Source organism: Brucella sp. NBRC 12953, from assembly GCF_040369775.1.
In the GTDB taxonomy this organism is placed as follows: Bacteria; Pseudomonadota; Alphaproteobacteria; order Rhizobiales; family Rhizobiaceae; genus Brucella; species Brucella pseudogrignonensis.
Genome location: NZ_BAABSV010000007.1, coordinates 196,565 through 218,348, shown reverse-complemented (window position 1 = coordinate 218,348; position 21,784 = coordinate 196,565). Strand labels below are relative to the sequence as shown.

Below are 21,784 nucleotides of genomic sequence, written 5' to 3'. Positions count from 1 at the left end.
CGCCTCATACTGTGCGCCACCATAGCGTGATGCTATTGGGCAATGCCGGATATCGACTTCAAGATGGAAGCACCAAGTGTATATTTTGGATCTACCATGTTACCAAGGCGGACACGCCCTGCCTGCGTTAAAAGCATATAGGCCTCGATTTCATCGAAACCGAAATCGGTTGCCATCCAGCGGATCAACTCCCTGTAAGCCTGTCGAGCAGCGTCTTCCATCGGTCGGGAAGAACCGACCGTCATATAGAATTTTTCATTCTCCAGACGTGGCGTACGGATCGTCCAGTTCTTGATCAAATCGACCTGAATCGTTGTTACTGTCGGATGTTCGACGGCCACACCGCAGAGTTCGCCATCACCTTGTGCGGCGTGGCAATCTCCAAGAAACAGATAGGCACCCTTGGTTTGTACGGGGAGATAGATGACTGCGCCTGGTGCAACATCAGGCAAGTCCATATTGCCACCATAATAATCCGGAACGAGAGCACTGATCGCTTCGATTTCTGGTGCGGTACCGATTGTACCGATAAAGGGTTCATATGGCAGCGTGATACGATCGCTCCACTTGACGCCTTTCTCAGCATCAATTTCCAACTTTTTGACCACTTCCGGTAATGTTGGATTGAGCATCGCAGTGTCTGCGGTTGGTACGAGACCGCCAAATTCGGGCATGATGACTGTGGTGCCCGACGGTTGCGCACCGCGCGGACGGATTTGTTGGATATACACCGCCAGAGTGTCGCCTTTCTCGGCACCCTCGACATAGATCGGTCCATTCTGGGGGTTGAGAAATGGAAAGTTCAGAATCTCGGAAGGCTTGTCCGTTTCCTTGCGGATTTTTCCTTCAAATGCGTCGTGCGTCTCGGCAGAAATGACCGCGCCTGGCTCGACATGCAGAACAGGCTCTACATAGGTCCCATAGACATATTGATATTTGCCCTGCACTTCCTCGCTGAGGTGATGGCTTTTTCCAGCGATGCCTTTTGCAACGCCTTTGCGGACCATGATCGATTCATCAAACCAGGACATAGAAGTCTCCTTTAATAATTTTGAAATGGTTCCCGTTGCCGAGCTGCTCGCGGGCCGCAACACAATGTTGGGGCGGCCAGACAGATGCGAGACTGCGATTCAGACGGCCAGATATCTGCGCACCGTGTCACGATCCTCCAACATCTCTGCTGTGAGAGTTGCAACGATACGTCCCTTGTCCATGACGTAGCAGCGCTGTGCCATGGCGCGGATCATATCGATATTCTGCTCAACGAGAATGATAGACACGCCGGTTTTCTGGTTGAGTTCGACGGATAGCTTTGCGATATCCATCACGATGTTGGGCTGAATTCCTTCCGACGGCTCATCGAGAAGAATAAGAGAGGGGCGTCCTATCAGAACACGCCCGATTGCCAATTGCTGCTGCTGCCCGCCCGACATTGTTCCGGCGCGTTGATGCCGTCTTTCCGCGAGAATTGGAAACCGGGCATAGATATCGTCATAAAGCTGTTTACTGGCACCCGGAGTAATCGATTCACCAACCGCGAGATTTTCTTCAACCGTCATGCGCGGGAACACATCCCGACCCTGCGGAACATAGCCGATACCGTGGCGTGCCCGCTTGTGCGGTGGTAAATGCGTAAGCGCCTGTTCCTTGAAACTTATTGATCCTCGGTCAGCTGGTAACAGCCCGATGAGCGACTTCATAAGTGTCGACTTACCAACGCCGTTACGACCGATGACGGCTACGATTTCGCCTTTTTGCACATCGATATCGACACCCTGCAGCACTGGCTTTCCACCATATCCAGCCCACAATCCGCGTGTTTGAAGTAAAGTTTCCTTATGCATCTGCCTGCCCCAGATAGATTGCGGCGACCCGGTCATCCTTGATGATGTCTTCGATCGAGCCTTGCGCAAAGATTTTGCCAAAATGCAGAACTGTGACCTGTTGTGCGATCTGCCGAACGAATGCCATGTCATGCTCAACGGCCAGCACCGTCACGCCCTGCGCATTTAATTGCTGAACCATTTCGCCGGTGGCGAAGGTTTCGTCCGGGGTCATGCCTGCCGTCGGCTCATCGAGCAATAGCAGTTCCGGTTCAAGGCTGATCGCCATACCGATCTCCAACCACTGTTTCTGGCCATGGCTGAGATTACCGGCAAGTTTTGTGGTGGAATCCTCAAGCTTCAGGAAGCTTAGAAGACGGTCGATTTCGCGTTTGAGATCTGAACCGCGATGCTTTCGTTGAACGGCTATTTCGAGGTTCTGGTAGACACTCAGTTCCTTGAAGATACCCGGCACCTGGAACTTCACACTGATACCGCGGTCGATCCGATCAAACGATTTCAGTCGGGTGATTGTCTCGCCTTTATAGAGAATATCACCTTCGCTCGGCAGATACTCGCCGAGAATGAGCCGGAAAAGCGTACTTTTCCCCGCACCATTGGGCCCAATCAAACAATGAATCTCCCCCTTTCTGAGGTGAAGATTGACATCATTGGTTACATGCAGACCACCAAAACGCTTATGTAGGTTGCGTGTTTCAAGAATATTCATAACGCTGACCTCTTCCGTTTGAAGAACAGGAAGCGCCCAACCAGATTAGCCAGTCCCAGCACAATGCCTTGCGGCGCAAGCAGCACTGTGAACACAAGCAAAGCTCCCATGACAATCAGGGCGTATTGAGCACCATAAATTGTGAGTGCCTGAAATCCTGCGAGCACCAGAACTGTACCAATCAGCGTCGCTGTGATGTCGCTGCGCCCACCAACTGCAACCCAGACAATCGGCAGTGCGGCGGCGGTAATGCTCATGCTTGATGGGGTAATATATTGCCCCCATGCCGTATAAAGAACGCCCGAAAGACCGGCCAGCATTGAACCTGTGATAAAGGCCCCCCACTGATAGAGGCGAACATCATAGCCCAGCATCTCCGCCCGTTGCGGGTTTTCGCGAATGGCGACGAGCACATTGCCAAATGGCGAATTCAGTAGGATCCGCAAGCCCAGATAGACGAACAAGACGAGACCAAGAACGACATAATAGAGCCCAATGTCTGGATAGAGGGCAATATCGCCACCAAGCCACGGAATGGTAATTGGCGGCATACCGCTCATGCCATTGAAACCGTTAAGACGCGCCTTTCCGATCACCCATTCCGGACCTGCGGTCTGCGCCATGAAGCGTTCGAGAACCAGGGTTACGGAGAGAGTGACAATGCCCAGAAACACACCGGTGATCCGCCCATAGAACAGAAAATAGCCAATGATTGCAGCAAACAGACCGGCAAGGAGAATTGCCAGCACCAGCGCCACGACGGTGAAACCGAAAGCATCGCCGACATTGACTGTCAGGACGCCATAAGCATAGCCCGCAACGCCGAAGAATGCTGTTTGGCCAAACGACAAGGCGCCCCCGTAGCCCCATATGAGACTGAGCCCCATGGCCATGAATGTCCAGATCAGGAAGTAGACGTTATTGCCAATTGTGTAGCCGTCAGAAAACATTGGATAGATGATCGCGAGCAGGACAACGGCAAAGAAGCCAGTCCAGAAGGCGGGGCCTTTTCCCTTGGTTTGCGGGCCTTCAAGATGCCCCAATAGCTTGAGTGCCATTAACCTTTTCCTTTGATGAAAAGCCCTGAAAGGCCATTTGGCAGCACACGAATGACAATGATTACGGCCACGAGCAGCCCAATCTGCCCAAACAGCTGGCCATATAGGGACGTAAGACTTGCCTTGACGACCGCGAGAATGGCCGCAGCCGGTGCCGTACCCAGAAAGACATCTGCGCCCCCGACCACAACGGTGACGAACGACTCCACGATGAAACTTGAGCCCATTGTCGGAACCAGAGTCATAGTGGGGGCATACAGCCCGCCGGCGAGCCCTGCCAGACCAGCGCCCAGACCAAATGTCAGTGCATAGATATAGTTCGTGTTCACCCCAAGCGTCCTGGCCATGTCGGGGACCTGAATGGTTGCGCGGGCGAGGATGCCGAAACGCGTCTTGTTAAAGATGAGATAGAGACCGGCGAGGATCGCCAGTGCAGCCAGCATCAAGACCATGCGGTAGATCGAGAAGGACAGAGCGCCCAGAGTGAATGAGCCCAACGGCGTACCGATCCCCTGCATCGTTGAACCCAAAACGATGAGCGTTCCCTGTGTCGCAATCAGACTGATGCCCCATGTCGCGACGATCGTATCAAGCGGGCGTCCGTAAAGATGGCGAATTACAAGCCGCTCAAGCAGCATACCGACAAGACCCGCCACCAAAGCACCGGTGATTATCGCCAAAGGTAATGGCAAACCGGCCCTTGTGGTCATGACGGTCACATAGGCACCGCACATGATGAACTCTCCATGCGCGAGATTGATGACCCCCATCATGCCGAAAATAATCGCCAGTCCGCACGCCGAGAGAACGAGGAACGCAAAAGCGTCGCCAAACTGATAAAAGGCCGCGAAAAGAGAACCCAATAGCTCCATCATAATAATCCTTAATCAAGAGACGTCTGATCCGGCACGCAGCAGCTGCGTGCCGGATCAGACCCTTACTGCTTCGAAGGTGGATTAGATGGTGTGTACTGTTCGCCCGGATTGCTTTTCGTCAGGTCGCAACCAGCGTCACCCAGCCAGTAAGGCTTCACATCGTTCCAGACTTTCGGGAAGGAAACACTGTGGTCATCGCCCACTTTGGCGAGATAGATGGTATGCGACATATGCTGGCTCTTTGGATCAAGACAGGTTTTCCCCGACGGGCCATCAAAGCAAACATCGCCTTCGGCGATTATCTTGCGCAGGTCATCCCGCTTGGTTGAACCACCGGCACGCTCAACCATCTGCTTATAGAGATTGACCGCGATATAGGAGTTGGCAGCTTCCTGATTGATATAGGGTTCATTCGGAAACTTGGCGTGGAAGCGTTTTATGAATTCCTTGCTCGCAGGCGTATCAACTTCCTCGATATAGTTTGTCGTCACATGCATATTGGCAAGGCTCGGCGGCGTGAAGCGCTTGTGCTCATAACCCTGTCCGACATTGACCGATGAAGCCATCGGCAATTTCAGATTGGCAGATGCAGCCTGTTCATAATAGGAGGCCTGCGCTGTTCCAACCAGCAAAGTCACGACGACATCTGGCTTTGCCGTCTGGATATTCTGAATGGTCTGCGAGAACTGCGACACACCGAGCGGAATGAATTCCTCACCCACCATCTCGCCACCGTTCTCCTTGACGATATTGCGGACCCATTCGGCAGAAATCTGGCCGAAGTTATAATCCGCGGCGATGGTGTAAACCTTCTTGCCATAGGTTTCCATCATCCATGGGATGAGGGTCGAGAACTGCTGTTCCGGCACAGCACCCGTGATCACCATATTGGCATCACAGACACCGCCTTCATACTGATTGTTGTAAAAGGCGAAGCCGTCAAATTGGCGCACGATCGGCCGATAGGCCTCGCGGGACGCCGATGAAAAACCTGCAAAAATTACATCGACCTTATCGCGTTGCAGCGCGCGCCGTGTAAACTCCTGAAAGCGCGTATTGTCCGACTGGGTGTCATAGATGACCAGTTCAATCGGGCGTCCTGCAATGCCACCTTTGGCATTGATTTCTTCGGTGGCGAGCTGGATTGCATGGACCTTGCCGATAACGGGTACGACAAATTCGCCAGACTGATCTTCCAAAACACCGATCTTAATCGGGTCCTGCGCAAGTGCCGCCCCTGCAAAAAGCGCAAGCGTTCCCGTGACCGCAAAAGCTGCGGTTTTCGTGATGATAGACATTTTTATTCTCCTCGGAGGTTAGTTCGCGATTGTTGACCTTTGTGTGGTTTCTGTTTCGCGGTCGTCCACCTTCATCAGTTCGCTGATGAAGTATTCTGCGTATGTTTCAACATTCATTCGCGATTTCATGCTTTGCTTGCGAAGAAGGTTGTAGGCCTCGTCATCACAGACATTGTGACGACGCATAATCTCGACAATTGCCTTGATCAGACTACGGCGTTGCTGGCGGCGCATTTCATGCAGAGCAATTGTGGTCTCCATCTGTTGTCGTTGCTGGTAGGCGTTGATGCCAAGCGTAATTGCCGAATAGACGATCGATCCATAAACGGGTTTACGCAGGAAGGCTGTCGCACCTGACTGCACAAGCCCTTTCAAGCGGCTTGGTGCTTCGACACCAACCAGGCCAATAATCGGAACACAAGCCAAACCGCTGACCGGACTGACTGGAAGTGAAAGGGGGTTATCGAGATCACCGTCCACAAACAACACATCACGGTCGGCATTGAGCTCGGATTCCACCAGGTCCGCCCTGTCAGCCTTGAGCGGCACATAGGACGCAGACAGGCCCAGTTTTGGCAGGGTTGAATCCAAAGCGCCGATTGCTCTGAAATCACGCGAGACAATGATCCCGCGGCGGTTCTTGAAATTCTGTATGAAGCGGCTGCTCATTGTACGACCCTCAAGCTCGCCTGACCAATTGAGCTTATAGCGAGGCTATCTGCGGATACCAGATAGGGGTCGGGCCGCACGGGTTCCGGTGCCTCGATCAGCACTTCAAATTTGGCGTCCCGGGTCGATAGTCCGATCCGCGGCGTCAAATAGGCATGATGTGTTTCGGGGTCTATGGTGACGAGTCCTTGCGGTGCCTGTAACTGCATACCGGCAACCGCGTTTCTGACCGCCATGGCATCGATGGAGTTGGCGGCAGCGATCGCCTTTCCAAGCATGATTGTGGCGATATAGGCGGCTTCCCCCTCTGCTGCAGGAGGTGGTCCGTCAGGAAAAGCCTGATTGTATTCGGCCACAAAACAACCATTTTCGGGGTTGGTGAGCGTCGAGAAATAGACGGAGGAACTGATATGCCCATTTCTGCACGCGGGCATTATTTCGGTAAGATCGGGTTCAGAAAGATTGCAGCTGGCGATCGGGAAGCGTTCGGTCTGATTGATAGCGCGTGCTTCACATGCCTGTCGAAACTGCTCGAAAAAGGCGTATGAAGAGTCGCCGATCAAGGCATTGAATATGAAATCCGGTTGCTCTTCAAAGATGGTTTGGATGATCTTGTGAAAATCCGTTTCGCCAACGCCGAGATAACGCTCAGCCAGAACACGCCCCTTGCGGACATGAATGTATTCGCGCAGGACACGGATGCTTTCCCAACCCCAGATATAATTGGAGCCGACACAAAAGGCTTTGCGACCATATCGTGTTAGGAGGTAGTCCATCAATGGTGACATATGATGGTTGGGCGAGGCACCTGTATAGATTACGTTGGGAGAGCTTTCGAAGCCTTCATAATGGGATGGATGCCATAGCTGAGCGTCGTATTTTTCAAAAAGTGGGATCACTTCCTTGCGGCTGGATGAGGTATAGCACCCCACGATATGGCGATAACCGGCATCCATCATCTTTTTGGTCGCAACCGAATATTCTTCCAGATCACCGCCGGGGTTGTAATGCACCGGCTCCAGAGTGACCCGCAGATCATCATCGGCATTTATCTGCGCACATGCCAGCAGGGTTCCATTCAAGATCGCACGTCCAACTGCTGCGTAGGCGCCAGTTGTTGAAATCAATATGCCGATCTTGCAGGTCAGCTCACCCATTCCACCTCACAAACGACAAAAATCCCGCTAACACGAAGTGTTGCGGGCTTCACTGCCACCAAGTTCCCTTAGATTATTTTTCTACGCAATTATGGGCAGCGTTGCCCCCGCGTTTCGAATATAGAACAAGCTTTTATCCACGCTGTCAAGCGTTTCGTCAGTGCGGGGTAAAGGCATAGCGAACCGCAACTGCATTGAGGATGCCAAGCAGTACCGATCATGCAGGAAATGCGACTGTCTCTTTAAGTCATCAGATCGTCAGACTGAGCAAACAGAAGCCTGTTAATATTTCTATCATTTCGGGGGGCTATTTATGGTGGCGTAACAGGGAGCCAGCTTATGCGCTCAACCTTGATGACAATCGAGTGGAAAAAGCCAGGTCATTGACCGGCATGAAAGAGGCCGCCGCTTTAGGCCGGCGCAGCCCTCAGGCCTTTGCCGACGGCAACGTTTGCGAGAATATCCCTCATCAGAAACTGGCACCGTCTGGATCAACGACATCGTTTCTGTCTTGGCAGTTTTGCCTCGGCCGTGTCCTGCTCGTCATCCTTACCGATCGATGCCGATGTCAATCCCGTCTTCTTGCTTCGCCTTCCCAGCAATGTGAGGGAGGACATAGCGAATGCCAATGTGACATTTCAGGCACATCTTTTTAAGAAAGATGGTCGATGTCATTCAATTTCAAACAAGTCGAGGAGCGATCTCGCCGGTCGAAGCCTCTGTTTTGTCAGAACAAAAGATGAGTGGATTACACATATTTTATCTGCCAGCTTGGAATTTCTCTAAATCACTGTGATTGCGCGACATTTTTTAAACCTTTAAGGCGTGAGGAGGCTTCTCTCGGCCGGCAGATGCCACATAGTATTATCCGGAGTGCGCTTAGGAATGACTTCCCGATTGTGGGATCTGACAGAACTCTATGAAAGTGAGCAGATTAATCTGCGTGCCTTTGTGCGCCGTATTGTCGGAAACAGCGCCACAGCCGAAGATGTCGTTCAACAAGCGTTCCTGAACCTGCTCTCCAGATATGAAGATACAGAGAAAGCACCCGGCCCCGCTTATGTGAAGCGAACAGCGCGTAATCTGGCACTTAATCATTTACGCAACACTCGTCGCAGGGCTGATGTCGAAATAGCAGTTGATGAGCCGGAGAGCCTTGCCGATACAAGACCATCGCCAGAAATGACTGTGCTCTACCGCAGTGAGCTTCAGCGTCTTTTACACGCGATTGCGCAGCTTCCACCCCGCAGACGCGAGGCCTTCATTCTCAACAGGATCGAAGGCTTAAGTTATGATGAAGTCGCAGAGCGTATGGGCATTTCGCGAAATACGGTTATAACGCAGATCGTGTCAGCCTTAGCTGAACTCGACAGGCGGCTTTCAGAATAATTATCGGCGAAAACATCAGGACGCGCATGCAGGAGTTTGAAACCGATCCGGTTTACATGAAAGCGCTGGAATGGTTTGTCCTTCTGCAGGACAAAACGGTCAACGCTGATGATCGGCATGCGTTTTCAGTCTGGATCGCTTCGGACCCTGCGCATCGGGTCGCCTATGAGCGTGCGCAAAGGCTGTGGCAACGCTTCGATGCTGTTAAGCCTGAATATGACCGTTTCCGCCAATCAGACCGCCCATCGGGCCGGCGTGTGGGCCGGCGTGTGGGTCGGCGTGGCGTGGTGTTGGGTGGGCTTGCGGCGCTCGTTGTCTTGCCTGGTGCCTATGTCCTGTCGCGCGATGGTCTGTTTGCGAGTTATAAAACGGGTGTCGGTGAACGCCGCAGCTTCACGCTTGCCGATGGCAGCGTCGTGGAGCTTGGCAGCTATTCGGCTCTCTCCGTCAATTTTTCGGATAGGAGCCGCCACCTCGTGCTCCATGAGGGGCAGGGATTCTTTCAGGTCGCCTCCGATCAATCGCGTCCCTTTGTGGTCAGCGCCAACGACGGATCGATAACCGCACTCGGAACCGCTTTTGATGTGAAACTGGCAAATCAGGCCGTCACGGTGTCCGTTGTCGAGCATGCGGTTTCAGTGGCTTTCGATCAGGGCGAGCCCGTGCGTCTTAATGAGGGTTGGCAGCTGACCTATGGGGGCGACGAGGCAGCTTCGCCTCAGCGCGCCGACCAGCAGACGGTGGAAGCATGGCGCAACGACCGCGTTATCTTTGAGGATGTTCCGCTCCGCCGTGTCCTTAACGAGCTGGAACGTTATCGTCGGGGCAGGATTTTCCTGACCGACACGGAAATCGGCAGCATTCCAGTGACCGCCATTTTCGATACGCGCGATGCTGAAGCAGCTCTTGCAACCATTGCCGAAACCTTGCCGGTAAGAGTTCTGAACAACTCTGGCTGGGTCACTGTCGTTACACGGCGATAATAACCGGATTTAAAAAAGTTTTACGATGCCGATCATTAGATTGCGTGTCCGAAGTGTCTAATCCTTTGAGGGGCTGCATTGCAGCCGAGAAGTAATCCCACATCCTGCACAAGCAGGGGGACAGACATCGGGAATTAAACTATGCGCGTCGATATGAAGAGCCCAGTTCGGCAGGGAATTGGTCAGAGTTCTCAGGCTCTTAAAACCGGATTCTCTCTGCACCTGCTCGCCGCAAGTGCATTGGTTGCGGTTACCGCATTCGCGCCGGGTGAAGTTTGGGCGCAAACCGCCGCAAATGGTCAGGTGCAGCGCACGTCATTTGATATAGCAGCACAGCCATTGTCCAAAGCGCTGGTTCAATATTCAAACGAAACCGGTGTTCAACTGTTCTTTGATGCAAGCATTGTGCGTGGCAAAACTTCCGGTGGTGCGCAAGGTTCGCTGACACGTTCAGAAGCACTGAGCCATATTCTTTCCGGCTCTGGCCTCACATATAGTCTGCGCGGCAGTACCGTTACAATATCGGCGCCGCAAGCAACCGATGCAGGCGCATTTGCTCCTGATGGTTCGCTGTTGCTTAACACGATTACCGTTGAGGGCAATGGCGGGCAAAGCGCATTTGGCCCGGTAGAGGGTTATCTTGCAGCCAGCACATCATCTGCAACAAAAATGGACAGCCCACTGATTGAAACACCGCAATCAGTCACGGTAGTCACTGCCGACCAGGTGCGAGATCAGAAAGCAACATCGATCGCTCAGACGCTGAGTTACACACCGGGTGTGTCTGCCCAATCAGGCTCATTCAGCCGCATGGTCGATGACCTGACTATTCGCGGGTTCAATGTTGCCTCCGGCAATAGCGGAACTTTGCGCGATGGCATGAAACTGCAATCGAATGTTTATGACGGTGGACAGGAGCCCTATGGCCTGGAACGCGTGGAAGTTCTGCGTGGCGCGTCTTCCGTGCTTTATGGCCAGCTCTCGCCGGGCGGGGTGGTCAATGGTGTTTCCAAACGCCCGACTGACCAACCATTGCACGAAGTGAATGTCGAATATGGCAGCTATAATCGAAAGCAGCTCTCTGCTGATTTTGCCGGCCCAGTTACCCGTGATGGCGGCCTGACCTATCGTCTGACCGGGCTGTTTCGCGATGCAGACAACTGGGTTGATAATACACCTGATGATAAGTTCTACATCGCCCCTGCTCTTACATGGAAGCCGGATGAGGCAACATCATTCACCATGCTTGGAAGCTATCAGCATATCAAGACAGGCTTTGCCACGCCGCTGCGCTATGAAGATGTCAGCCAGGGAAATATCCCGCGTGATCGCTTTTTAGGGATTGAAGGTTTCGATAAATACAATGTCGATATGTATACGATAGGCGGATTGTTCGAACACCAGTTCGAAAATGGTGTGAAGCTGCGCAGCAACAATCGCTATTTCCACTCTGATGTTGCGTGGAACTACATGTTCGGCAATCTCGCACCATCCAGCAATGGCAAGCTCACACGGCTTGCCAGTGAACGCAATGAAACATCCTATGGTGCGACCTCGGACACGTCGCTCGAATATGGTTTCAATACAGGCTTAGTCGAACACAGGGTCATTGGTGGTTTTGACTATTATCGCCGGTCTTACGATTCAGACCGCTACAGAGGCACCGCTTATAGCCTACTTGATCTTGAAACAGGTCAATATACTGGCAGCCCTGCCGTGAGTTATGCCGTCAATCGTGGTCAGAAAGCCATCGGCAATCAGTATGGGCTCTATCTGCAAGATCAGATCAAGTTCGACGAGCACTGGACTCTGCTGCTTGGCGGCCGACATGACTGGTCGGAAAGCACAACGACTGCATATCAGAATGGCAAGGTTACAGATCAGAAAAACCGCGCTTTCACCGGACGCGCTGGCCTTGTTTATGTGTTTGACAATGGCCTCGCTCCTTATGTGAGTGTCAGTCAGTCGTTTGATCCGCAGATTGGTGCAGATGTGAACGGTGATGCGCTGGAGCCAAACAAGGGACTGCAATACGAGGCTGGTATTCGGTTTCAGCCCGATGGAACCGACTTGATGTTGAGCGCGGCAGTGTTCGATCTCACGCAAAAAAATGTCGTTACCTACAATTCATTTGGTGACGCATTTCAACAGGGTAAAGTTCACTCGCGCGGCTTCGAACTGGAAGCGCGGGGACAGGTTGGCGATCTTGGTCTGATTGCAGCCTATACCTTTACCGATGCAACCATTGAACAGAGCGCCAAGCCTTACGAAATCGGCGAACAGGTTGCTCTGGTTCCACGCCATAGTTTCTCTGTCTGGGCTGACTACGATCTCGATAAGGTCGGCGTTAAGGGCGTGAATGTCGGAGCAGGCCTTCGTTATGTCGGAAAGACCAATCTGCCAGACATGGAGCAGGATGTTCCGGCTTACACAATGGTCGATGCGATGCTGCGTTTCGATCTGGGAGCCTTCCAGCATGAGCTTGAAGGAACTTCGTTGACGATCAATGCACGTAATCTTTTTGATAAAAAATATTACACCTGCGTTGCTCAGGATGGATGTCGCTATGGCGAGCCTCTAACCGTCACCGCTACGCTCGGATATAAATGGTAACCAATAAAACCATCACGCGTCGAAGCTTGCTGGGGGCGGCACTTGCCGCTCCTTTCGCGTTTGAAATCCCGCCCGCTCAAGCCAGTCAACCAGACGGCATGCCGTCCATCTCACGCATCGTCAGCATGGATTTGCTGCTCACTGAATTACTCGTGACGCTTGATCTGCAACCCATCGCGACCGCTAATGTACCGCTTTATCAGCGTCTCGTCGGTGAGCCCGCACTTGATAGCACCGTTGCCGATCTTGGCCCACTGAATGAGCCTAATATCGAATATATGCTCTCGCTTAAACCCGATCATATTCTGATGGCGGACTGGCAAGCCTCATCGCTTGAAGTGCTGGAGAAAATCGCTCCGGTGACAGCCTATCCGGTCTTTGCGGGTAAAACACCTGCCGTCGAACATGTTCAAGGGCTTCTCCGCCGCCTCTCTATGCAAACAGATCGTCGTCGTGTTGCAGACACCATCATCGACAACTGCGAACGAGCAATTGAAACAGCGGCGCGCGCGCTGTCCGGTTTTGATCGCCCTGTCTATGTGTGCCGATTCAATCGCGATGGACGGAGTGTAGCGATGTTTGCCGGCAACGGCCTGATCGGCGACATGTTGAGGCGACTTTCCTTGCGTAATGCATTTGAAGGGCGCGTCAATGCATCGGGCGTAACCTCTGTTGCGCTTAACCGCCTTGCAGAGAATCCCGATGCAGTTATTATCCACTTTGACAGAGGCGCAGAAACAGACGCGGCTTTAGACCGGCTCGCTCGAAATCCTATATGGCAAGCTTTTCCGCCGATACGTGCAGGCCGCATTGTGCGTATGCCTGTCATTTACCCCAATGGTGGCGTGCGTTCCGCTGAACGATTGGCGGAGCAAATGCGCGAAGGGCTTTCCAATGTCTGACGCCACGATCCCTGCGGTGACAGAAAAAGGTCAGCCCCGCAATATAAGCATTGTCCTTGCCAGTGCTCTGATCGGGCTGGGGCTGCTTCTCTTTATGCTTAACCTACAGCGAGGCGGCATATGGCCTGTCAATATCGGGGCGATATTTGTCCCTGATACATCCAACCTCGCAGAAATGCTTGTTTCTTATAGCTATCTTCCCCGCGTGAGCCTCGCAATTCTGGCCGGAATATTGTTAGGTCTCAGCACAACGCTTCTGCAGCAGGTGCTTTCCAATCCGCTGGCCGAGCCGGGTACTCTGGGTATCTTTTCAGCATCGCGCATTGGCGTTGCGATCACGGTTCTCTGGTTTCCAGCGGCAGCGAATTCGGGCTTTATTATTCCCTCCCTCATTGGCAGCGGCCTCGCGCTGGCAGTCATTTTATTCTTCACGAAAAAACAGCAATTCGCTCCGCTCAGGATCGTGCTCTACGGCATGGTACTTTCGCTCTGCTTTGAAGCCGTGACCACAATGCTTTTGATTGCGCATTTTGAAGATCTGGGCGAACTCATCGTCTGGCAATCAGGGTCTCTCTCTCAGAACAACTGGCATGGCACGCAGTTGCTGCTGATTGCATCTGTGGCACTGAGCTTAATAGCCTCTATCTTGTTGCGACCTCTGACAGCGATGGGCCTCAACGAAAGCGTGGCCACCAGTCTCGGCTCAAAACCTGTGCTTGTCCGGACTATGACTCTGGTCGCTGCCGTAACAGGTGCTGCGATTGTCATATCGACCTGCGGCGTCATTGCCTTTATCGGCCTTGGTGGCGCTGCAATAGCGCGCTCTGCTGGAGCGAGGCGATTGAAAGACCAGTTGGTTGCAGCTCCGCTGATTGCAGCAGGTTTATTACTGACGACGGATCAATTGTTGCTGTTTCTTCTGCCAACCATGGATATTCCGGCGGGAAGCCTGACGGCTATGCTTGGTGCTCCACTCCTCCTGATTATTCTGCGAAAAGCACGCTCTCTCGGAGCAAAAGCCGCCTCTTTAACTGACGGTGGATCCTATAAACGCCCGGCGCCGTTGGTCCAACTCCGACTTTTGTTGGCACTGGTGGCTTTGACGCTCCTTGTCCTCGTGACGACGCGTTCGGAGGAAGGCTGGCATATTCTCGGCACCAGCGAATGGGTCAGCTATTTTGAGTGGCGGGTTCCGCGCATAATGGCTGCTGCGGCGGCAGGAGCGATGCTCGCTATAGCGGGATGTCTTATGCAAAGGATGACCGGAAATCCGATGGCAAGCCCTGAATTGCTGGGCATTTCATCCGGAGCCGCCCTTCTGATGATCCCAGTCGTTCTCTTCCTGCCTCCGCTGGGGCGCACGCAAAGCATTGTCATTGCAGCGCTGGGCAGCATTCTGCTCCTCTCTCTTTCGCTGCGCTTGACAGCGCGGTCAGGCTTTGCGCCGGAAAGACTGCTGATGACGGGTATTGCGGTCACCGCACTTTCAGGGTCTGTTATGTCGGTTGTGATTTTTCTGGGCGACATCAGGTTAACCCGGCTACTGGGATGGATGTCCGGGTCGCTTTATTCCGTTCGCATGTCCGATGCTCTAATTGCCTCCGCAGTCTGTGTGACAGGCTTTTGCATGGCATTGCTACTCCAGCGATGGTTGGAGATTTTACCATTAGGGCTGCAAGTTTCCCGCTCACTTGGACTGAGGTTAAATCGGGCTCGCCTGCTGATCGTTGTTCTGACCGGGCTCCTGACGGGGACCTCCGTTCTCCTTGTCGGACCCGTCAGTTTTATCGGTTTGCTGGCACCTCATCTCGCCCGATTAACCGGCAATCAGCGCCCCATTCCGCTTCTGCTTAGTTCATCGATGATTGGAGCTTCGATCCTTGTAATCGCTGACTGGATCGGCAGATATATCGCATTCCCGTGGGAAATACCGGCCGGGCTGATCGCCACATTTGTTGGCGGCTTGTTTTTCTGCGTGGCGGCGGCGCGACGATGATCAAAATTTTTGGAGAACAGTTTACAGGGCCACTTGCAGAACTGGCTGACCATTTTTTCCTGATTGGTGAAATGGCAACTGATTTTGAACCCGCACTTCAGATCTTTAATCCGGATCGCCTAGACAGCATTTTGAAAAGTTTCGCTAAGCGCTATGAAGAGCCTGAGCCCCGCGCTGTGGCGTCGCAATGGTCTAAACTCTATTTCTCCCGGCTTATCTTGCCAGCCGCTGCAGCTGCGATTTTATTTGACTGGCATCTCAGGCTCGATCTTTCGAGCATACAAATCGCGCTGGATGATGATGGTGGCAATATACGTTTCGCTTTGCCCTCTATGGGCGCTCCAAACACCAAACATCACTCCACAGAACGTCTTTCATTTCTTGTCGACGAACATCTGAGACATGTCATTCCAATTCTGTCCGATGTCAGTGGGCTGCCGCACAAGGTTCTCTGGAGCAACGCCGGAAACATAGTTGAAAATGTGGTGCAACGCAGCGCTGCGTTACTGGGACCAGACCATGATGGCGTCCGTGCCGGACAGCACTATCTACTGTCACGCCGCTTCGAGGACGGTTCGCTCAATCCATTGTTCGAACCTGTAAGATACGTTGACAATGATGGTGAAATACAACGTAAACGCCGCATCTGCTGCTTGCGCTATTTCATTGCTTCATTATCAATCTGCAAAACCTGTCCTTTAGAAAAGTCATAAAGCGTAACCAGGGCATATTCGTTGGCGCTTTGCTGATTTAGAGTTGGGTTCAGAAACCTCTAAAACCGCTGGAGCGATATTCGGTCCTATCTCCAGGAATACTGCTCCATATTTGCCACTCCGATTTATGAATAGCCCGATAGGACCAACCGAGCCGCTCACCAGGGATATGCCATAACTCCCTGCGGGCGCGCCAGTGTGGTTTCCATCCGGAATTTCACGACAGAAACCTTCGCCGTACCGCTTGAACGCAGGCTGGTTTCGAGGTTGCCTTAGCAGCCTAATCGTCAAGGCCTTTTTAGCGCATCGGATGCACTCACGTTCATTTCGTCTGCGCAAACAAACGTGAAACTTTGTTCAATTCGGCCGAAGCCAGCGCAACCCCACAACATAATCATAGCAAGTTTTAGTGGATGTTATAAACCACCCGAATATGCAAGAATGTCATAGTACTCGGATTTTATCGTAATAATTCATGTCTTTATACGGATCAGATATGCGATTTCATCAACTTTTTGGAGTATTAAAATGACATTATGGAGAAATATATTTCTCGCATCCCCACGCATTACTATCGAGCGAGCCAACCCTAAGGCACCCGGTACAGCAGACCAAGGCTTTCGGCACGATGAATGAATAGGTTTTATTTACTGGAGGGCCGCTTAAAGCGGCTCTTCTTATCCAGGATCAGCAATGTTTACGGCTCGCATCACAAAAAGCAATATTGAAAATAAGGCATGGGTGGAAACGAAGCACGGTTGGTCATTAAGCGAAGATTATGTCAATGTTATTGATAGCAAATTTCTAACCCGCAAGATGTTTTGTGAGCAAGATGGAACGATTTTCATCGCATGCGAAAGAGCGGTTCCTTTGCCTCCAAGGAGCTTGCGAAATTTGTCGGAATACATGATCGATTTCGCCAACTTCCTTGATGGAGACGGCGTACTGATGCATTTGGCAAACAGCGGGTTGTTGACAACAATAAGAACGGCACACGCGACGGTACCGATTTACGTTTCTGGTGAAATTCATCAGTTCTGTGCTGGATGGGATTTTAACGCCATAGTTGGCCAACGTCAGTCATCGACGTTTTCCCGAACCGAATTGCGTCGCTACATTCAGTTCGGACCGGAACTATCACAGGACACAATTGCTCTAAATGTTAAGCAGCTTCTGCCCGGACAAAGAGCTGTCTGGTCGCCTGGAAAAGAGCGGATTGAAATCAGCGGCTGTAATCACTGCAACAATTTCGAACAATCGACCCTTATTGCGGGAGCAACACTCTCTTCGACATTTATCGACCTGATAAAGTCCTCCAGCGCAGTCGCTCTCAGTCAAGCTTTGATCCCAACGATCGAGCTCAGCGGAGGGATGGATTCCTCATGCGTAGCAATTGCATTGAAAGGCGAACATAATTCATTGCATTCCTACGCCCTCATCCATCGAGGAAATGGAGGGGATCAGCAAATAGCGAGACGTGACGAACTCATCCAACACCTCAATCTCATAGACTGTCTGGTACATTCGAGCATATGCAAGCCGTTCACGGGCCTGCACGGACCGCCGCTAGACGCTGATTTCATGATCAGCCCTTATGATGAGCTCTACTGGGATGGCATTTTCGCATGCATCAACTCGATGCCAAACGGGAAGCCTGACTTAATTATCACCGGCATTGGTGGAGATGAGTTAACGATAACGACAAAGGGCCCCGACGAAACCGCTCCATCTTGCTCTGAGGCTTCGCAAGCTCTTTTATTTCGTCACTCTATTCCCACTTGTCACATCCCCACAACGTTTGTCAGTCAAAGCGCATTAGCGTCTGCTTTCGTACGTGCTCGTATGTTTTTGCATAACGACATCTGGCCAAAAAACCCGCTCATTGACCCGAGGGTGGTTCAGTTTTGCCAGATGATCCCCCCGGCACACAAGCAAAACCGCTTGCTAAATAAGCTGACCTTGGCGAGAGCTGGATTAAGCGACTATTTTATCACCCCACGCTTCAAAGAAAACTTCAGCAGGGTCTTCATGGACGATTTGCTAGACTTTCGGAGCGACGCCTACTTTAGCGAGAGCTTACTGCATTCTCATATGATTGCTAATTCTGCGGTGCTTGCCAATGAAATCAGAAACATTCAGAACGGCGCCAAAACAGATTTATCGCATTATGTGATCATCAATGCGGTTCGGCTTGAACATATACTCCGCTACTATAGTAAAAACTTTTCAATTCGTTTCTCTGATTAATGTTATAGATCATGAGCGATCACACCAATTTAACGATTTTGCGGGCTATTCTTTTTCAATTGGTGAGCAAAAGCACTCAGACGGGAATATTTCTGGCCACTCTATCGGCAACGGTTTCAACGACTTTGTTGACGATACAACCGTTCGTGCTCGGAGCTGCTTTCAATAACAGTAGTCTGTCACTGACCTTGGGCGTGTTCTGGGCACTTATATATATCGCGAATGGCTTTCTGGCTGGTGTTGCGAATGGTGCATCTGCATATTACGCACTAAAATCGCGTGAAGACATCAGTAATGATATCGCCAGAGCAACCTTTCTTACAACACTTGAGGAACCCATCGACGATACCGAAAAGACAGCGCCGGATCTTCTTCATCTGTTTAACAGAGGCAGAGAAGGTTGCTACGCGTTAATCGGAGATTTATTTGCGACAATCGTTCCCTACTGCATTGGTTTACTGCTTGCTCTTACATTGGTGAGTAGCCGGGTCAACATTTTAAGTGGGCTCGCCATGGGCTGTATTGCTTGTGCGTTCTTTGTCTTAAACCGCAGCACAGCAAAACAAGAGCAACTATCTGGCCGGCGGTTGTATTCGGGTTCGGCGAATGTCACCGCCGATATCGGGCGGGCGCACGAACTGAAAGAGCTCATTCGCTGTTTTTCAGCGCAAAACTTCATGGTCGGGAAGCTGGAAACGCACTTGGCCTATAATCGGCGTCGCGTTTCAAATCATGGTAACCTTTACTTCTGGAAACAAATCAAACTCGAGACATTGCAGTGGCTTGGGCTATTTGCCGTAATCTACGCGTTCTTTCTAGGCATGAAGGAAAACCATATCATCGGCACAATGGGCGAGGTCTTAACCCTTGTAGTTTCCTACTTTCAGATCATTGGACCCATCACAGCACTTTCCCGTGCCAATGATCGGATTGCGCAAGCCCTCATCGCAATCTGTCCTATATATGAACTTCTCGACAAAGCGGCCCGACGGACACACCCGCTGCAATTATCTCCGGGCCCTATTCAACATCTGATAATCGATCAAGTACGCCCCCCGTATACGGGTGAATCTTTCGTTTCTCCAATCTCAATCGAGATAAACACGGGTGATGTCCTGTTCATCACTGGCAGAAGTGGCGTTGGAAAAACCACATTAGCTCGAACATTCGCGGGGTTTATTGCGCCGCTTACAGGTTCGATCTGCGCCTCAGTCAAGGGGAGAAATTATCCGATAAAGGAAGTCTCAAAGGAAGTCCTGTATGTCCCACAGACAGATTATGTGTTCGCGGCTTCGCTCATCGATAACATACGGCTTGGTGCGAAGAATATCAGTGATAGCACCATTCAAAAGGCTATTGCTGATCTTCACATTGACACTGTTTTACACGAGCGGGGACTGTCCTCCTGGTCGTCAATTGGGGACAGAGGCAGAAACTGGTCGGGCGGAGAACGCCGCCGTATTGCGCTGTGCAGGGCTCTGGTGAGAAGGCCGTCAATAATGATACTCGATGAACCGAGCTCAAATCTGGATCCATCGAGCGCAGCAAACGTTCTTGTGAAATTCAGAGCGCACATGCGAAACGGAATTCTCATTATAATTACACACGACCAAGCCCATCAGATCGCAACCGATCGCATCATGAAGATCGGATAAATCGCCATCGCTGCTGCAGAAGCTGAACGCTGCAGTATCTGTAGCTACAGGCCAGATAGATTAGCTGCACACCATCATTGCCTCCAGTTTACGAGCGGCGCGGACGACCCAACCTGTGATGTGAGCCGTCATTCCTAACAAAAGGGTGGTCAAGTTTTTTGCTGTCATATGTTGCCGTTTAAATCCGGACCTTTCGATGGCTGGGCTTTGGAATGACGGTTCTGCTGCCACGTTTTCTCGGCATATGATCTCGCTTAGGGTAAATACACCCTCCCCCATTTATGTTTTAAGCACCCGCGTTACGGGTTCAGATTTATACTGAACATCTCCACCTAGCTTTCGGTAGAATCTGGATAAATTGAAGGAGTGTCGCGAACATCTTTGTAAACAACAACATTGCTACAGTATGGGGTTTTGATGTTGAGGCGTAGCAGCCCCGTTTTCACATTTTCATCCCGCATAAATAGAGACCACAATAAGCCTGAGCGATAGTTCTCAATCATCGCAATGATCGGCCCCTGATTGATTGCCAGATGAGTTGATGCAATCCATTTTCCATCGGGTCGAAATGAATCCACAAAGCCAAAATCAGAAAACAGTGAGCCATCTTTAAAATCGATGAATGCGCGTAAAGCTATCTCTGCCTCTTCACGCAAAAATGGTATGCTTGAGAGCGCGGCGGTCGGCGCCACAATTCCATTGTCGTTGACTGGACAATGCACAGAATAGCCACGAGGACTGTCACAGGCCGTTAATCCCCAGGCATGAATACCATACCCCGCGTAGCCGCGAGGGTTTGCTAAACAGTGTCGATAATTGATAGTTGCATGTGCATGTACCTGTTGTTCATAGTCGAGGTAGTCATCCGTCATTCCCCTTGGATCGAGCCCGCAGAATGAATATTGTGAAAGAAACAATGGGCCACCAAAGTCGCGTCCAGCGGGCAGAGATTGGTCGTAAAAGTGCCCACCATTGAGGAAACGTCGCTCATTCGTCCAGCCGATATGAAAGGCCTTCGGATCAATCGGGAAAGTGTCCGTCCCAGCGGCAAGGACATAAGCAATAAGTGCTTCATTCCATCCAGTAATCGGAACATTCTTTTTCCATCGATATGTCGGGCTCCAGTGCCAATAGAGCGACGGCCTAGCGCGTCTCGATGCGTACCAACTCCATTCCACAGCTTTGGTAATATCGGAAACGGAGGCTCTCAACTTAATTTCCGACCTGTCATCTCTGTCAAAAAAAGCGCTAGCAGATAACAATCCTTGCAGCAGCAACGCAGTCTCAACAAGATCTCCACCGTTATCGTACCGTGAAAATGCACAGGTCTTCAGCGAACCGGCATGGACGAAATGAGGGAATGCACCGTGGAAACGCTGCATCTTTGACAACGCGCTCAACATGAGAAGTATTCGATCGACCGCGGCGCTTCGGTTCATCCAGCCGCGAAAGACTGCAACGAGAATTGCCATGAAAGCAAAGCCGCAGCCGCCAACGGAGATTATTTTATTCGGTGATGTGCCATCTCTACTCAGTCGGTCGTAAGGCAATTTTGACGTCGGGTCACATGCATCGAGAAAATATCGAATTGTATGCCGCTGGACGAGATCAAGAAGCCGATCCAAGGGAAGATCAATATCCCTTGCTTTTTTTATACCTGCTGGCTTTTGTAACAT

The 21,784-nt window shown here is 51.5% G+C and carries 17 protein-coding genes; 8 read left to right on the top strand and 9 right to left on the bottom strand.

The window, feature by feature from the left end; translation table 11 throughout:
- Nucleotides 1-32: 32 nt before the first annotated feature.
- From ABWV94_RS17815 to ABWV94_RS17780, 8 genes are all read right to left on the bottom strand, one after another.
- Nucleotides 33-1,031, bottom strand: coding sequence for an acetamidase/formamidase family protein (locus tag ABWV94_RS17815; RefSeq protein ID WP_113497274.1), 999 nt, complete (start codon nt 1,029-1,031; stop codon nt 33-35).
- Between the two features lie 99 nt (nt 1,032-1,130).
- The gene (urtE, locus tag ABWV94_RS17810) at nt 1,131-1,844 is read right to left on the bottom strand and encodes an urea ABC transporter ATP-binding subunit UrtE (RefSeq protein ID WP_113497272.1); all 714 of its coding nucleotides are present in this window, start codon (nt 1,842-1,844) and stop codon (nt 1,131-1,133) included.
- Nucleotides 1,837-2,553, bottom strand: a complete 717-nt coding sequence (locus ABWV94_RS17805) for an ABC transporter ATP-binding protein (protein ID WP_113497270.1) — start codon at nt 2,551-2,553, stop codon at nt 1,837-1,839. Before ABWV94_RS17805 ends, urtE begins: the two co-directional genes overlap by 8 nt.
- Nucleotides 2,550-3,611, bottom strand: a complete 1,062-nt coding sequence (locus ABWV94_RS17800; protein ID WP_113497268.1) for an ABC transporter permease subunit — start codon at nt 3,609-3,611, stop codon at nt 2,550-2,552. The genes ABWV94_RS17805 and ABWV94_RS17800 overlap by 4 nt, the downstream gene beginning before the upstream one ends.
- On the bottom strand, nt 3,611-4,483 hold the full coding sequence (locus ABWV94_RS17795) for an ABC transporter permease subunit (protein WP_113497266.1): 873 nt from the start codon (nt 4,481-4,483) through the stop codon (nt 3,611-3,613). The genes ABWV94_RS17800 and ABWV94_RS17795 overlap by 1 nt, the downstream gene beginning before the upstream one ends.
- Before the next feature lie 65 nt (nt 4,484-4,548).
- Nucleotides 4,549-5,784, bottom strand: coding sequence for an urea ABC transporter substrate-binding protein (locus ABWV94_RS17790; RefSeq protein ID WP_353414787.1), 1,236 nt, complete (start codon nt 5,782-5,784; stop codon nt 4,549-4,551).
- A gap of 18 nt (nt 5,785-5,802) precedes the next feature.
- A complete protein-coding gene (locus tag ABWV94_RS17785) occupies nt 5,803-6,453 on the bottom strand; it encodes an ANTAR domain-containing response regulator (protein ID WP_353414785.1) in 651 nt (216 codons plus the stop codon).
- On the bottom strand, nt 6,450-7,610 hold the full coding sequence (locus tag ABWV94_RS17780) for a transporter substrate-binding domain-containing protein (protein ID WP_353414783.1): 1,161 nt from the start codon (nt 7,608-7,610) through the stop codon (nt 6,450-6,452). The genes ABWV94_RS17785 and ABWV94_RS17780 overlap by 4 nt, the downstream gene beginning before the upstream one ends.
- 885 nt (nt 7,611-8,495) lie before the next feature.
- Here ABWV94_RS17780 and ABWV94_RS17775 point away from each other — a divergent pair.
- The 8 genes from ABWV94_RS17775 to ABWV94_RS17740 all read left to right on the top strand — a co-directional run bounded on the left by ABWV94_RS17775 (nt 8,496) and on the right by ABWV94_RS17740 (nt 20,108).
- Nucleotides 8,496-8,999, top strand: a complete 504-nt coding sequence (locus ABWV94_RS17775; RefSeq protein ID WP_113497258.1) for an RNA polymerase sigma factor — start codon at nt 8,496-8,498, stop codon at nt 8,997-8,999.
- 26 nt (nt 9,000-9,025) lie between these two features.
- Nucleotides 9,026-9,982, top strand: a complete 957-nt coding sequence (locus ABWV94_RS17770; RefSeq protein ID WP_353414780.1) for a FecR family protein — start codon at nt 9,026-9,028, stop codon at nt 9,980-9,982.
- A gap of 141 nt (nt 9,983-10,123) precedes the next feature.
- Complete coding sequence (locus ABWV94_RS17765; RefSeq protein ID WP_353414778.1) at nt 10,124-12,595, top strand: TonB-dependent siderophore receptor; 2,472 nt, start codon at nt 10,124-10,126, stop codon at nt 12,593-12,595.
- Nucleotides 12,589-13,497 carry an ABC transporter substrate-binding protein gene (locus ABWV94_RS17760; RefSeq protein WP_353414776.1) on the top strand — a complete coding sequence of 303 codons (909 nt, stop codon included), beginning with the start codon at nt 12,589-12,591 and terminating at the stop codon, nt 13,495-13,497. The genes ABWV94_RS17765 and ABWV94_RS17760 overlap by 7 nt, the downstream gene beginning before the upstream one ends.
- Entirely contained in the window at nt 13,490-15,493 is a 2,004-nt protein-coding gene (fhuB, locus tag ABWV94_RS17755) for a Fe(3+)-hydroxamate ABC transporter permease FhuB (RefSeq protein ID WP_353414774.1), read from the top strand. The genes ABWV94_RS17760 and fhuB overlap by 8 nt, the downstream gene beginning before the upstream one ends.
- The gene (gene fhuF / locus ABWV94_RS17750) at nt 15,490-16,206 is read left to right on the top strand and encodes a siderophore-iron reductase FhuF (RefSeq protein ID WP_353414772.1); all 717 of its coding nucleotides are present in this window, start codon (nt 15,490-15,492) and stop codon (nt 16,204-16,206) included. The genes fhuB and fhuF overlap by 4 nt, the downstream gene beginning before the upstream one ends.
- 693 nt (nt 16,207-16,899) lie before the next feature.
- Nucleotides 16,900-18,453: a hypothetical protein gene (locus tag ABWV94_RS17745; protein ID WP_353414770.1), complete on the top strand. Its 1,554-nt coding sequence runs from the start codon at nt 16,900-16,902 to the stop codon at nt 18,451-18,453.
- 11 nt (nt 18,454-18,464) lie between these two features.
- Complete coding sequence (locus ABWV94_RS17740; RefSeq protein ID WP_353414768.1) at nt 18,465-20,108, top strand: ATP-binding cassette domain-containing protein; 1,644 nt, start codon at nt 18,465-18,467, stop codon at nt 20,106-20,108.
- A 332-nt stretch (nt 20,109-20,440) separates the two neighbouring features.
- Here ABWV94_RS17740 and ABWV94_RS17735 read toward each other — a convergent pair whose 3' ends face one another.
- Nucleotides 20,441-21,784 (bottom strand): glucoamylase family protein, encoded by a 1,344-nt coding sequence (locus ABWV94_RS17735; protein ID WP_353414766.1) that lies wholly within the window; start codon nt 21,782-21,784, stop codon nt 20,441-20,443.

Excerpts from the sequence above, each read along its gene's own strand:
- ABWV94_RS17815 (WP_113497274.1), bottom strand. The coding sequence starts at position 1,031 with ATGTCCTGGTTTGATGAATCGATCATGGTCCGCAAAGGCGTTGCAAAA.
- urtE (WP_113497272.1), bottom strand. The coding sequence starts at position 1,844 with ATGCATAAGGAAACTTTACTTCAAACACGCGGATTGTGGGCTGGATAT.
- ABWV94_RS17805 (WP_113497270.1), bottom strand. The coding sequence starts at position 2,553 with ATGAATATTCTTGAAACACGCAACCTACATAAGCGTTTTGGTGGTCTG.
- ABWV94_RS17800 (WP_113497268.1), bottom strand. The coding sequence starts at position 3,611 with ATGGCACTCAAGCTATTGGGGCATCTTGAAGGCCCGCAAACCAAGGGA.
- ABWV94_RS17795 (WP_113497266.1), bottom strand. The coding sequence starts at position 4,483 with ATGGAGCTATTGGGTTCTCTTTTCGCGGCCTTTTATCAGTTTGGCGAC.
- ABWV94_RS17790 (WP_353414787.1), bottom strand. The coding sequence starts at position 5,784 with ATGTCTATCATCACGAAAACCGCAGCTTTTGCGGTCACGGGAACGCTT.
- ABWV94_RS17785 (WP_353414785.1), bottom strand. The coding sequence starts at position 6,453 with ATGAGCAGCCGCTTCATACAGAATTTCAAGAACCGCCGCGGGATCATT.
- ABWV94_RS17780 (WP_353414783.1), bottom strand. The coding sequence starts at position 7,610 with ATGGGTGAGCTGACCTGCAAGATCGGCATATTGATTTCAACAACTGGC.
- ABWV94_RS17775 (WP_113497258.1), top strand. The coding sequence starts at position 8,496 with ATGACTTCCCGATTGTGGGATCTGACAGAACTCTATGAAAGTGAGCAG.
- ABWV94_RS17770 (WP_353414780.1), top strand. The coding sequence starts at position 9,026 with ATGCAGGAGTTTGAAACCGATCCGGTTTACATGAAAGCGCTGGAATGG.
- ABWV94_RS17765 (WP_353414778.1), top strand. The coding sequence starts at position 10,124 with ATGCGCGTCGATATGAAGAGCCCAGTTCGGCAGGGAATTGGTCAGAGT.
- ABWV94_RS17760 (WP_353414776.1), top strand. The coding sequence starts at position 12,589 with ATGGTAACCAATAAAACCATCACGCGTCGAAGCTTGCTGGGGGCGGCA.
- fhuB (WP_353414774.1), top strand. The coding sequence starts at position 13,490 with ATGTCTGACGCCACGATCCCTGCGGTGACAGAAAAAGGTCAGCCCCGC.
- fhuF (WP_353414772.1), top strand. The coding sequence starts at position 15,490 with ATGATCAAAATTTTTGGAGAACAGTTTACAGGGCCACTTGCAGAACTG.
- ABWV94_RS17745 (WP_353414770.1), top strand. The coding sequence starts at position 16,900 with ATGTTTACGGCTCGCATCACAAAAAGCAATATTGAAAATAAGGCATGG.
- ABWV94_RS17740 (WP_353414768.1), top strand. The coding sequence starts at position 18,465 with ATGAGCGATCACACCAATTTAACGATTTTGCGGGCTATTCTTTTTCAA.
- ABWV94_RS17735 (WP_353414766.1), bottom strand. The coding sequence starts at position 21,784 with ATGTTACAAAAGCCAGCAGGTATAAAAAAAGCAAGGGATATTGATCTT.